This window comes from Moraxella nasicaprae (assembly GCF_025643275.1).
Lineage (GTDB): Bacteria > Pseudomonadota > Gammaproteobacteria > Pseudomonadales > Moraxellaceae > Moraxella > Moraxella nasicaprae.
Map to the genome: position 1 here is coordinate 1,726,202 of NZ_CP089977.1, position 12,128 is coordinate 1,738,329.

Here is a 12,128-nt window from a genome sequence, read left to right on the forward strand (position 1 = left end):
AGCATAAAATACTTGGCTTTTATTATACACTAGTGTATAATATACACAACTTGGCAAGAATGGCAGTTCTTGACTAAGGAAGCCCCCAACAAGATGTTGGGATTTTATCAACCAACAAGGAGAACGACAATGCGTAACATTGTGAAAATCGCCATTATCGTTTTGCTTTGCCTGCTTTTAAAATCAAGCGGCAACTAATAAGCAAACAAGCTGGTTCAAGGAAGAGCCAGCCCCTTGTTACCTGATACTTTAACCCATTTTTCAAGGAAAATCAAGATGCCATCAATGACGCAAGCTCAACATAAAGCAAAAAGCTCATACCGTGCCAAATCACTTAAAAACATGAGTTTGCAATTTAGCCAGCACGACAAAGAAGCCTATGAGGCATTATGCCAGCTTGAAGCGGTGTACGGCTCGGCAAGTGGGGCAATTAAACAGGCATTGATTGCACACGCCAAACAGTTGCAAAACTAAACAAGCCCTGCCGCCACAAATCCGCCAAAACGACCCTCATTGTTTCTAAGCCGACAATGGGCAAATAGCCCTGAGCATTTGTCCTGTGTGGGGTCGGTGGTGGGTTTGCCATCTTGTGTATAGCGTTTTGTGCCTGTATAGCCGCATTCTTCGCCACGATAACGCCCACACACCGCCCAATGGCAGTAAGCAGTGATGTTTCGCACAGGGATTTTTAAGCTCTCAAAGTCGGTGGGGTTGGATAGCTCAAACTGTACAATGCCTTGTGGGTCATCGGCTGTTTTTTGCTCGATGTACCAGATTTGCTCTTTAAAATTCTGGGCATCATTACTGGTTAGGTACTGAGCCAGCGTCTGCGTTACGGTCAGTTTCGCTCCTGCAAAGTCATCAAATCGTTGGCATAGGGCGGATATTGCCCCTTGTATGCCGTGCCTGCTATGCTGGTTATCCATTTGATAGATGAACGATTGTAGCCGGTGGCTTTGTGGATGTTGTGGCTAAAATGCACCGTATCAGCACCCAGAACAATATTGATGCGTAAAGACATTACTGACTCCAATAAAAAAGCACTCTAATGAGTGCTTTTAATCTAAATTACTTTTGGCGATGGTGTGTTAATAAGGTGCTTTTTTTAGCATGGTTTTTGCAAACTTGACACTTGATTCTATCACCACCCACCTGCCGTCATCAAAAAGTAGCACCAGCGGTACTCGGCGTTTGCTTCTGGCAAATAAGGATAAACCGCTTAGCAATAAAGTTGCCAAGCCATTACCTGATGCAAAAGCAATGACTGTGGATAAGCCTGAAACAGTATGCACGGCATTAAGTTCACTATTAAGACTGTCGTACTGTGTATCTGTTAATACATTTGCCGCAACCAGCCTATCGTCAGCGATGACCTCCGTTTTTTTAGCCCCCAGCGGCAAAAGAACAAACCGCCCAAAGCTATAATGCAAGTCCTTACTGCTATCAAAATGCTCTGAATGTAAAATTTTTGCTTGCATATTAAAAATCCTTACTAAGAACTGCATCGAATGTTGCTGCCAAACAGACTGTTTGCAAAACCAAAAATCAAGAAAGTCTCTCGTGACAGGCTAAGCCAAACTTGGTCAAGTGATGATGGTATATAACAATATTAGCACATCACATCCTCAGTAGATAAAAAGTCATCAGATGCCATGATACATCAGCCATGAGAAAGTGTCAAAACATCACTTAAATAGCGGTTTGGGATTATCTTTTCATTCGGCTTTCTGTCTGGCTATCCAAGTCTATACTGTCTTTTTGTGCTAAAATTAGCAGATTCTTGGTAGGGCGGAAAACCTTGCTTACCGATACGAATTTCGGCATAATTAGCGACTGATACCGTCTTTATTTTTGCGTGTGCGAATGCCACCCATTTTGATGACCTTTGATGATAATTTTACGCAAATTTTCCGTAAAAACTACAAAAATAATCAAAAACCCGCTAAAATCATCCAAAGTAATTTAAAATCGAAACCTTATAAAAGGCTTATATATCAATGCTTTCCCTACAAAATCATTTAAAATCAAATACTAAAAGAATATCCATTACCCCCATGATTGATTGGATATTTGATTTATAAAATATTTTATAAATCAATAACTTATTTTATTTTAAAATAAAATTTCCGCAAATTTTCCACAAAAAATAACCCCAACTAAGCATTTTGCCTAGTTGGGGTTAATGGTGTTATGCCAATTTAGGCATTTTCATACGCCCGAGCGAGCTTATTATGATAATCAAACTTGGCATAAGCCACGCCATTATACACTTTGGCAATCGCTTGCCAGTCTTTGCGTTTCATCGCACCGCCAAGCCCTGCCGACTTTAAAAAGCCAATCGTTGCTTGCAATTGGGCTTTTTCGCTGTCATACATGGCATTGATAAAGCCTTGTAAGTTGTCAAATCCTGCCAGCTTGTGATTAAAGACCATAATCTGCCCCAGTCCCCACGAACACGCCTTTAACGCACATTCACGCACTTTGGCTTGCAAATTTTCGTCCGCATCTGGTCGCACCTTTAACAATAAATCTTGGGCATTTTGCAATCTTTGATGTTGAATGTTCTCGCCCCCTCGTTGACTGGCAGCACCTGTGTTGGGAATTTCAGGTTTTGGCATCAAAAATGCCACGGCAAGCGACACGTCCACAGAGATAGCCACCACCGCCAAAAGCGGTAAGGCGGCAGATGGATAGGTCACCAAATAAAACCGCCCAGTTAGGCGGTTTAGATGGTCAATATCAGCATCAGACTTGGGCGTAACATCGCACGCACTGTCCCACTTGTCATGATACAGATAGGTGTTAAGCGGTAAGCCTTTAGGGTAGATTCTTTGGACGATTTCAAAAAGATTATCGCCAACAAAATCTGTCTGCTTGTCAGGCTCAAAGGCGTTATTGATGACGGTTACAATCAAGCTCATAATAGATAATCCTACCGTGTTGTAATTGGGCGATGTGGGGCGGTGTGGCGTGTTGTCCGCTCTCGGTTAAGTGGTGTATCAAGCCATCTTGGTAGATGCCAATATGCACCTGTGCTCCGTGCATGACCGCCCATGTGCCATCGGTGGGCGTATCGGTGGGGTAAAAGGCGGATAGGGCGGAGGGATTGACACGCCTATTCGCCTTATCTGTCAAAAGCTCGCCAACCAATAAGCGTGGGTTGCTACCTGTCAATCTTTCATAAAAATCACAGGCGAAGTGTAGGCAGTTGTAGGTTTTGTCGTTGTATGTCATATTTTATCCAATAAAAAACCCACCAACAAGGGTGGGTTTATTTTGTTAATATTAACTGCAGGGTTTAATCACCCTAAAGATGGCGATGGGTGTAATGCCATAACTGCTAGAAGCTCGACCCATCATTTCTTTTAAAGAGGCTGCCATCGCAAATAATGAATTACGCCACTCACTATCAGTAGGGATGGTTTCATCGTCATTAGGGATGGCGTCAAGTACACCTAAAACATAGTACTTACCATGCATCAAACTTCCATGTTTTAGGTTAATATCATGTGGATTACCAACCATCTCATCACGATTTAATGTCATCCATACAGAGCAGCCATCAACAAATAATGTTGCTTCTAGTGCATAAGGTATGGCTTTAATCAAATCAATTAAATTCTTGTTCTCGTTATTGGCTTGCTGGATTTTCTTGCTTCTGCCTTTAAGAGGTAGCCGATGATCAATTTGGCTGAGAGACTCCTGAATCAAAACAGGCCCTATCATATCTTTTATGGTGTTAACATCAGTAATGCTGAGCTTGCCTTGTATTAATACTAACTTTCCTGCCGAATGCTCGGATAGTTCTCTTTCAATAAACCCCAATTCATCAAGTTTATCAATCATCTCTCGAGGCATGGTAGGGATGGCATCATATAGCTTTTCATTAGCCCTCAGCTCAGATGAGCCATAAGCGTGCTTGCCATTAAAAGTAGAGGGGATGCCTAAGCTTCCCTCAGTATGCCTAGTATGATTGCTGTTATTATTCTCTTTGATGCTGGTCAAAGAACCAAATCCAGTTAATTGAGCATAAAAAGATTTGATTTTCGTATTATCCAAATACAAAAAGTCAAAGATTGATTCTATGTTTTGTGATTCTTGCACCATTATTTAAATTCTCTTGCACTTTCTTTCTTTCTTCATTGTATCTTTTGGCTTCTTGATGCATCAATCTACCCAATGTATCAAAAGCGGACTCAATCCTTTTTGCGGCATTTTGAGTTGATGGTGTATGATATGCTGTGTGATTATGCATAACTCTACCCCTCCTTTTGGGTCAATAAAAGCCAAGCAAAACGACAAATTTCACTTGACTTGTTGTAGAATATTGATGTTCACGGTAGTGCATGAACCAGCATAAAAATGAAAGAATTTCAAGCTAAAACTGACTTGTTAAGGTATATTAGCATATCCACATTCTATTTTAAACCCCATGTTGAACAAATAATACGCACGGTTACAAAATTATTCTGTCAGCTCAATAGCAAAAAAGCCAAATAATCACAACAATTTTATACAAAATTGCAATAATTACTTGACTTTTAGTGTAGTATTTACTATAATATGCTTATCAAGACAAGGTGCTGCAACACCAAGTCTTGATAGGTTACCCGCCACCGACCTGCTTGAGTGGTGGCGACCTTAGGAGATAAGACAATGAAAGCAGTCGTAAAGCTAATCATCATTGTTATCCTGCTACTACTAAGCAACAACGCTTACTAACGGCAGGTAGCCTGTAAAGGCTGGGGCGGTGGGCAAGCACACCGCTTCACTCCTAAAACTTGTGATTATCTTACCAAGAATGTAAGGATTTGTCAAATGCCTAAGATTGTCAAAACGCCCAAAACCAAAGCTCAAATCCAAGCCGATTCTGATGCCAAGCGTGGCGTCAAGGTGGCAAGTTATAAATTTCCTGTAGAGTTTATTGACGAGCTTGCCAGCTTGTCCGAGCAGACAGGGCTTTCACGCTCTGCTATTATTATGGCAGCGGTACAGCTTTGGGCAAACTCACAAAAATCCCCTTAAAGTCGGATAATCCGCCAAAGTGTATTTAATGCCCGTAGAAGTCTTATTGACCTCTTTGGCTTTGCAAGTAAATACCGCTCCTTGTCTTTGAGGGGTGTTGTCGGTGATTTCCAGCCCCAATGCAGACACGATGGGCGAGGATAAATCACTGCTTAGATACACCCGATAATTGACCGTGGGGCGTGTGGTGGCGTGTTTACCATTTCTTAGTCGGTCAATCTCATAAGGCATGACATCGCCTACATCGCCAATGCCGATGGTAAATGACTGCTCCAAGCTATCCGTTGATGATGACGGCTTGATGGTCAAGGGCAGATACTCATAATTGTAGTAAGTGCCGTTTTCGTGCCTTACACGCACGCCATCGGTATGATTTCGCACAAAGCGATACGCACGGCTAAAGCTGGGGTGCGTAATCTCAATACACTCCAAGCGAACATCATCATGCCGACCAACGAGCCAGTAGTATTTTTCTGCATCTGTTGCCATTAAGTTCTCCGAATTTTGGGCAAGTCTGCATTCACGAGCTTTTCAAGCTGATTAAAATACGCATCTTGTTCTTCTCTTTTCATCGAATAAAGCAGGGCGATGAGTTCGTCTTGACCGACATTGACAGGGCGTGGCTTGACAACAAGCGTTAATTTGGCAGTAAAAATCTGGTTGCCCAGCGTGCTGACATTGATTTGTTCATCTGTGTAACGGCACTCATACCAGTGGTGGTCAATGTCATCTAAGAGCAGATACGCCATAAACGCACGCCCAGCGTTGGCACGCAAAAAAGAGAGCATATACTGCCACATTGGCCGAGTGCATTTATAGGTTACTGACAGATGATGTACCACGCCTACCTGTGAGCGTCTTTGGCGTGGCATTCCTGCCTGTGTTTGAGTGCTGACCACGCCAGTACTTAGGGCAAAGCCATAGCCAGAGCGATGCGGCTTTAACATGAACTTAGGCAAATCACTCATAGCTTACGCTCCAAATTGTAGTTGTTTTTTAGTGCTTTGTTAAAGCCACTGTAAGGGTCATTGACCTGCTGAGGCAGTTGGCGTGCCAGCTCTTGACCGACAATGATGCGAATGTCGCCATTACTGTCGGTGGTCTGCTGTACTTTCTCGCCCGTGTGATTGTGGATAATCACATTGATAGCTTTGCCATTACCCATACTTGCCAATTTATCATCTAAGGCTTTGGCGGTGTGCTTAGGTAGCACTCGTTCGCCTTTTTCTAAGTTCCAAGTGCCTGATTTTGGCACGGACATGATACCGTCATGGGCTTGACCGACAACAGGATTTTTGACCGCTCGAATATTGCTGATGATACTGGCTGTTTGTGCTGCAACACTTGCCATTGCTCCAATGTTCATCGGGAATGGGTTGGCAGCGGCAAAGGCAATCGCTTGCTGGATTGCCATGATTGAGCGGGCGATTGCGACACCTTTTTCGACGGCAAACATCGCACGATAGACTTTGGACTGCTCACCAAACATGGACTTGGTCGCACCAGCCAGACCACTTGCGATGCCTTCTGCTGAGCTTAATGTTAGCTCACGCTTGGCGGCTTCATGGGCGGCTTTTAGGTCGTATTCCTGTTTGTCGTAGTCAGCATTGATGTCTAGCTGAGCTTGACGAGCTTGGCGGATAATGTCTAGCTGTTCTTGATACTGTTTATCAAGACTTGCCATGCCCGAGATGCCACTTGCCAACGCATTACCAGCACCTTCCAACCCTGTACCGCTAAATGTTGGCAAAGTGAACGCTTTGCCTGCCTTAAGTCCTTCTTGCAGCTTACCAAACTTATCAGCAATCATGCCTTGATTTTCGATATCTAGCAGGGCTTGCTGTTGCTCTGGACTCATGCCTGACTGTGATAACTGCCATTTCTTCTCAGCAAGTGGGTCGCTTGCATTTTTAAGCATATACAGCTTTTTGGCAAGCTCAAGCTGAGCTTCGGCTTGCTTGGTTTCAAATAGCTTAAGCTGGGCTTGCTCCACCAAGCCGTCTTTGAGTGTTTGCGTGATGTGCAGATACTCTTTTTCGGTGGCGAGCTTGTGCTTGAGTAGGTCAATCTCATTCTTGCCGATTGCTGACCGCTCGTTAATGACCTTTTTAATATCATTTTCGACAAATTGGCGATTGGCAAGGGCGATATTGGCGTTCTTATAAGTGTCAAACACTTCACGGGTAATGGCAAGATACTTATCCGTGTTTTCGTACTCCCACTCCATAATCTCAATGTTTGACTTGCCGACTAGGGCGATATCTTGCTTGAGTTTACGCAAGTTGTCGATCATGCTGAGTATGCCACCCAGTCGTTGCTCTTCTTCTTTGAGTGCCAGTAATTGAGCGGTGTCCTGACCTTGATACTTGCCAAAGGCGATATCAGTGGTCAGCTCGGCAAAGGGATTGCCCGCAATTTTTTGCTGAGTAATAAAGATTGAGCGTGACAGTGACTCCATCTCAGATTCGACAGCTTTTTTGGTGTTTTCGGCCATCTTTTTGGCTTCATCAGCTGCCATTGGTGCTTTGTAGGCGATGCCAATCGCCATACCTTCCGACACCCATTCACCAATCTGTTTCATGACTCGAGAAGGGGAGTTGATGTCGAAAAAGCTCGTCACGGCATTCTTCATGCGACTTGCCATCTCACGCACTTTTGCCACAGCACCTTCGATTTTGCTGCTGATACCGTTAATCAAACCTTGCACGATTTCAGTGCCCGCTTGACGCAGTCGTCCGCCAATGCTAGTGATGGCACTGACCATCTGACCCATGGCGTTGCGAGCGATACCGCCAAGCTGTGACAGACCGCTTTGGATAGCGGTTTTGACGCCGTTAATATCGCCACGCACCAATGCCTTGATGGCGTTAAATATAGTCGATACAACGGTTTTTACGGCGTTAAAGCCTGCATTAAAGATAATCGCAAAGCCTGTCACACCGGCTGTCAATACTGCCTTGGCACCATTGATACCTGCTGATACGGCTGCTTTTACACCGTTCCAGACACTTTGAGCCACACTTACCAAGCCATTCCAAGCACTTGAAAAAAAGCTTGCAACGCTTGTGATAATTGGCTTAATGGCATTGATGGCAGACGCTACAGCAGATTTGACGCTGTTCCAGACGCTTGTTGCGACTGACACAATGCCTTGCCAAGCTGACGATACCGCTGATGACAAGCCTTGCCATACCGCCACCACAGCACTAAATGCCGTCTTGGCAACAGCGGTGATGCCAGCCCATGCAGTACTTGCAATGGTTGCAATACCACTAAAGATACTGCCAATGTTCGCCACCATCTCTTGCACGGGTGCTGGCATACCGCTAAGCCAACCAAAGAATGCTTGCTTAACGCCATCAATGGCGGTACTGACAGCGGACTTTACACTTTCCCAAATACCGCCAAACCACTCACCAATACCACTCCACACGCCTTGAATCCATTGCCATGCTTGGCTTGCATACTCAGGAATGGCATTCCACACTTCTATCGCTTTGGCTTTGACCATATCCCAGTTGTTATACAGCCAAACGCCTGCCACAACAAGGGCAGCAATCGCCGCAACCACCGCCACAACAGGCAAACTAATCGCACCGATGGCCGTGCCCACAAGTCCTGCAATGGCAGTCAAACCACCGAGTGCCGTTGTGACAAGCGGCACAGCCAAGCCAATTGCACCCAGTGCCGTGCCAAGCACAAGCACACCACCGACAATGCCTGTGATGGCAGTGACCATCGTCGGATTTTCTTGGGCGAATTGCTTGATGCCATTGATGACTGGCAATAATGCTTCTGCCAATGCACCAAGTGCAGGCAAAAACGCATCGCCGATGGCGGCTTTGGCGTTTTGCGTAGCGTTCTTAAACATCTCCATTTTGGCAGCAGATGTATCGTTGATATTTGCCGCTTCTTGGCTCATTGAGCCTGCGTATTTTGACGCATCGCCCATCGCCTGCAAATGCTTACCGAGTGTATCAGTGCCGTTAATCAGCTGTGAGATGACAGCGATAGACTCACTGCCAAAGATATCGTTAATTGTAGCGGCTTGTGCTTCTTCGGGTAGCTTTTTGATGGCTTCAAAGACTTTGTTAATCGTGCCAATGCTGTCTGTCTGCATACCTTTGGCAATCTCGGTATAAGACAAGCCAAGGTCGTCAAATGCGGCTTTGGCAGATTTTGACAGACTTTCGCCCTTGACCAATTGCAGCATCATGTTTTTTAGACCAGTGGCTGCCACATCTGGCTCAACTGATGTCAAGCTTGCCGCCATTGCTGCGATTTGGTCAGCTGATACGCCGGCAATCTCACCAAGCGGACCGATACGCTGTACCACTTCCATGATTTTGGCGGCAGCGTTGGGTGAGTTGTTGCCAAGATAGTTAATTTTGTCCGCCAGTGTTTCAACTTCTGCCTGCGACATTTTAAAAGCAGTACGCATTTCTGCCATTGCCTGCCCCGCTTCTTCGGCAGTAATGTCAAATGCCGTGCCCATTTTTGCAGCAGCTTCGGTGAATTTGACGATTTCGTTAGCGGCAATGCCTGACTGACCAGCTGCAGCAGCGATTTTGGCAAGTCCATCAAAGGCAATAGGCACTCGAGTGGATAACTCTTCGAGCTCAGCACGCATCTGTTTGATGCCGTCTGGTGACTCAAAATTAACCACTTTTTTGACCTCAGCCATTGCTGATTCAAATTTCATTGCTTCATCGGTGGTCGCCTTAATACCTGCACCGATTGCCACCAAACCGACAGCAGACGCTGCACCGATGGCTTGCATGGCATCAAATGCACCTTGATGGCGTTTTTGAAAACTCTCCATTTTGGCGTGGATTTTGTCCGTTTGCTTGGCAAAGGCATTGAGTCCATCTTGAGCTTTTCGCAAGCCACGATCAAATGCCGTCGTGGTCGCTTCAAGCACAATTTGTAATTTTGATACGGTTGACATTCTGACAGCTCATAAAAAAGCCCCTGCGATTGCAAGGGCTTGTGTTTGGGGTGGGTTATTTGGCAGGGAAGGGGTAGTTGCGATACACCGTCAATCTGCCTTGTGGTTTATTGATTTCGATGGCGGCGGTCGACAGCTTCATAGCACCTTTGCCAGCTTTGGCATAAATGAAAAAATGTTCGGCGGTTTTGAGTTCATCATAATCATAAACAGTCAAATCATGTACAATTGGCTTTAATTCGCCATTAGCGACACGATAAGCAATCACGGTACCAGTATTGACACTCATTTCAGATAGCTTTTCACCTGCTTTTAGCGGTGGCGTGTAATTAAATGGGCCATAAAATTCCATACTCTCAAGATTAAAGCTGACACTATAAGAATAAGGATCCATTTTAAGATTTGGATACATATAGCCACTTTGATTTAGCAAAGGGATTTCAGGATTTTTGCCGTTTAAATGTTCAAGAATCTTGTCAAAATCGTTCGCTTTGATTTCGATACGGTCTTTGGTGCTGTTAATGCTGACACCGTCTTGGCTGTATTTATAGATCGTGCTATCAAATGTGCCACTTTGGGCAGGTTTGGGAAATTCGGCTGTCTTTTTCCAATTTGTGTACAATACCAAATGATCATTATATGCATCAAACTGATAGTTTAAATCTAATAATGGCTTGGACCAGTCAGTGCGAGATGGTCCATTACCATATGGCGATTTTAATGATGAAATCAAACTATTGATACTGTCATCTATATCGGTCGTGATGGCGGTAACGGTGCTGCCGGCATAGGCTGACGCTGTCAATGATGCCAGTAATGCAAAAATAACTTGTCGTTTCACAATAGGACTCCTTTTTTAAGGTAGCCCTATTGTATCCAATCAATCGTTGTGTCGCAATGATTTTGAGTTGAACATCGCGATCATCGCCGCTACTTCAGCTTTTGCTTCAGCTTTGGCTTTTTCGGCTTGAATACGCTCACGCTCTTCATTGGTCATTGGATTTGGGTCAAACAAGATAAAATCATCAATTGATTTATCTTTATCGCCAGCTTGCAGGTAGGCAAGCATGGCAAAATTGGCATCGGTGCGATAACCGCCAATCGGGTCAATGGCATCATACGCTTGCCATTCGGTCAGCTCCTCCACCGTAAGCACTCGTTCAAGCTCGCCCACCGTCTTACCCAGATGGGCGGCAAGTTTAAACAAAAAACGGCGGTCAGCATCGGCAATTAGTTTTTTTTGGCATCTTCCACATTAAAGCCGTTCGCCTCACTGATGGCACTCGCTAGTTTGGCAAGCTGATCGGCACTCATTTTGCCAAGCTCGCTCACTTCTTTATCGCTAAATAGGCGTTTGCCATCTTCATCACACAGCGAAAATGCGACCATGTGCAAAGTGGCATTCACACCATCATCTTGTAGCTTGGCAAGCTCTGATTGTTCTTTGACGGTCAGTTTTTTAATCAAAACTTCACCAAAGCCATCAATGGTGGTGTTGGTTGGTTTTTCGCCACCGATGATGGCAAGCAGGTCTTGTTTGGTTAATGCGGTCATAATTTTTCCTTTTTTTTAAAACAAAAGCCCATCAATAGGATGGGCTTGGGTAGTAAGTTGATTTAGACGGTCAATTCTTTTTTGACATCGCCTGTGATGGTGATTTTGCCTTTTTTGCGAAGTTTCTTTTTGGTGTCTTCGCCGTCGGTGGTTAGCTCAGCAATCATGCCTTTAAACTCACGACTCTCTGCGGGTGCTTCCACGAATTTATACTGAAAATACAGCTCTTTACCAGTATCAAAGCCTGTCTGTAACAGCTGATGTGTCTCGTCATCAGGCAGTAGTACATATTCAAACTCAATCTCGGACTCTTCTTTAAAATCTACGGCCGCTTTGACTGTACGGCGGTCATCGGTGGCGGTGATGTCGTCTAGCACTTTGGCTTCGTTGGGCGGTGCTGCCTTGGTTAGACGGTTCACTTTTTTAAAAGTGCCTGATTCGCCCGTTTCAGACACCCACAGCTGATAAAAGCTGTCTTTGGTATTTTCTGCTGACATTTTTTGCTCCTGTCAGTTGGTTGTGATAAAATGGTGGATAAGTCTAACGACTGTCTTTAAATTTCTACTATTGTAGATTGCTGACATATTATCCTCCTGTCAGT

General features: G+C 44.6%; 13 protein-coding genes and 1 pseudogene. 2 read left to right on the top strand and 12 right to left on the bottom strand.

The window, feature by feature from the left end; translation table 11 throughout:
* Positions 1-276: 276 nt before the first annotated feature.
* Complete coding sequence (locus LU297_RS08135) at positions 277-474, top strand: hypothetical protein (RefSeq protein ID WP_263076027.1); 198 nt, start codon at positions 277-279, stop codon at positions 472-474.
* Here LU297_RS08135 and LU297_RS08140 read toward each other — a convergent pair.
* The 5 genes and pseudogenes from LU297_RS08140 to LU297_RS08160 form a co-directional block, all read right to left on the bottom strand.
* A pseudogene (locus LU297_RS08140) lies at positions 471-905 on the bottom strand (phage minor tail protein L); the annotation flags it as partial. The gene LU297_RS08135 and the pseudogene LU297_RS08140 overlap by 4 nt on opposite strands.
* Before the next feature lie 183 nt (positions 906-1,088).
* Positions 1,089-1,478: a hypothetical protein gene (locus tag LU297_RS08145; RefSeq protein WP_263076028.1), complete on the bottom strand. Its 390-nt coding sequence runs from the start codon at positions 1,476-1,478 to the stop codon at positions 1,089-1,091.
* A gap of 720 nt (positions 1,479-2,198) precedes the next feature.
* Positions 2,199-2,921, bottom strand: a complete 723-nt coding sequence (locus tag LU297_RS08150) for an N-acetylmuramidase family protein (protein ID WP_263076029.1) — start codon at positions 2,919-2,921, stop codon at positions 2,199-2,201.
* Positions 2,893-3,234 carry a hypothetical protein gene (locus LU297_RS08155; protein WP_263076030.1) on the bottom strand — a complete coding sequence of 114 codons (342 nt, stop codon included), beginning with the start codon at positions 3,232-3,234 and terminating at the stop codon, positions 2,893-2,895. Before LU297_RS08155 ends, LU297_RS08150 begins: the two co-directional genes overlap by 29 nt.
* A gap of 51 nt (positions 3,235-3,285) precedes the next feature.
* Positions 3,286-4,107: a DUF6414 family protein gene (locus LU297_RS08160; RefSeq protein ID WP_263076031.1), complete on the bottom strand. Its 822-nt coding sequence runs from the start codon at positions 4,105-4,107 to the stop codon at positions 3,286-3,288.
* Positions 4,108-4,818: 711 nt separating this feature from the next.
* On the opposite strand from LU297_RS08160, the gene LU297_RS08165 reads away from it, so the two are divergent.
* Positions 4,819-5,025, top strand: a complete 207-nt coding sequence (locus LU297_RS08165; protein ID WP_263076032.1) for a hypothetical protein — start codon at positions 4,819-4,821, stop codon at positions 5,023-5,025.
* Here LU297_RS08165 and LU297_RS08170 read toward each other — a convergent pair.
* The 7 genes from LU297_RS08170 to LU297_RS08200 form a co-directional block, all read right to left on the bottom strand.
* Positions 5,008-5,514, bottom strand: coding sequence for a DUF1833 domain-containing protein (locus tag LU297_RS08170; RefSeq protein WP_263076033.1), 507 nt, complete (start codon positions 5,512-5,514; stop codon positions 5,008-5,010). The genes LU297_RS08165 and LU297_RS08170 overlap by 18 nt on opposite strands.
* A complete protein-coding gene (locus LU297_RS08175) occupies positions 5,514-5,993 on the bottom strand; it encodes a hypothetical protein (RefSeq protein ID WP_263076035.1) in 480 nt (159 codons plus the stop codon). The genes LU297_RS08170 and LU297_RS08175 overlap by 1 nt, the downstream gene beginning before the upstream one ends.
* Positions 5,990-9,973 (bottom strand): phage tail tape measure protein, encoded by a 3,984-nt coding sequence (locus tag LU297_RS08180; protein ID WP_263076036.1) that lies wholly within the window; start codon positions 9,971-9,973, stop codon positions 5,990-5,992. Before LU297_RS08180 ends, LU297_RS08175 begins: the two co-directional genes overlap by 4 nt.
* A 55-nt stretch (positions 9,974-10,028) precedes the next feature.
* The gene (locus LU297_RS08185; RefSeq protein WP_263076037.1) at positions 10,029-10,814 is read right to left on the bottom strand and encodes a hypothetical protein; all 786 of its coding nucleotides are present in this window, start codon (positions 10,812-10,814) and stop codon (positions 10,029-10,031) included.
* 39 nt (positions 10,815-10,853) lie between these two features.
* Positions 10,854-11,180 carry a phage tail assembly protein T gene (locus LU297_RS08190; protein ID WP_263076038.1) on the bottom strand — a complete coding sequence of 109 codons (327 nt, stop codon included), beginning with the start codon at positions 11,178-11,180 and terminating at the stop codon, positions 10,854-10,856.
* 23 nt (positions 11,181-11,203) lie between these two features.
* Complete coding sequence (locus LU297_RS08195; RefSeq protein ID WP_263076039.1) at positions 11,204-11,527, bottom strand: phage tail assembly chaperone family protein, TAC; 324 nt, start codon at positions 11,525-11,527, stop codon at positions 11,204-11,206.
* A 62-nt stretch (positions 11,528-11,589) separates the two neighbouring features.
* Positions 11,590-12,024: a hypothetical protein gene (locus LU297_RS08200; protein WP_263076040.1), complete on the bottom strand. Its 435-nt coding sequence runs from the start codon at positions 12,022-12,024 to the stop codon at positions 11,590-11,592.
* Positions 12,025-12,128: the final 104 nt, after the last annotated feature.

Coding starts and splice junctions, on each gene's coding strand:
- LU297_RS08180 (WP_263076036.1), bottom strand. CDS start 9,973: ATGTCAACCGTATCAAAATTACAAATTGTGCTTGAAGCGACCACGACG.
- LU297_RS08145 (WP_263076028.1), bottom strand. CDS start 1,478: ATGCAAGCAAAAATTTTACATTCAGAGCATTTTGATAGCAGTAAGGAC.
- LU297_RS08135 (WP_263076027.1), top strand. CDS start 277: ATGCCATCAATGACGCAAGCTCAACATAAAGCAAAAAGCTCATACCGT.
- LU297_RS08195 (WP_263076039.1), bottom strand. CDS start 11,527: ATGACCGCATTAACCAAACAAGACCTGCTTGCCATCATCGGTGGCGAA.
- LU297_RS08170 (WP_263076033.1), bottom strand. CDS start 5,514: ATGGCAACAGATGCAGAAAAATACTACTGGCTCGTTGGTCGGCATGAT.
- LU297_RS08200 (WP_263076040.1), bottom strand. CDS start 12,024: ATGTCAGCAGAAAATACCAAAGACAGCTTTTATCAGCTGTGGGTGTCT.
- LU297_RS08150 (WP_263076029.1), bottom strand. CDS start 2,921: ATGAGCTTGATTGTAACCGTCATCAATAACGCCTTTGAGCCTGACAAG.
- LU297_RS08165 (WP_263076032.1), top strand. CDS start 4,819: ATGCCTAAGATTGTCAAAACGCCCAAAACCAAAGCTCAAATCCAAGCC.
- LU297_RS08155 (WP_263076030.1), bottom strand. CDS start 3,234: ATGACATACAACGACAAAACCTACAACTGCCTACACTTCGCCTGTGAT.
- LU297_RS08160 (WP_263076031.1), bottom strand. CDS start 4,107: ATGGTGCAAGAATCACAAAACATAGAATCAATCTTTGACTTTTTGTAT.
- LU297_RS08175 (WP_263076035.1), bottom strand. CDS start 5,993: ATGAGTGATTTGCCTAAGTTCATGTTAAAGCCGCATCGCTCTGGCTAT.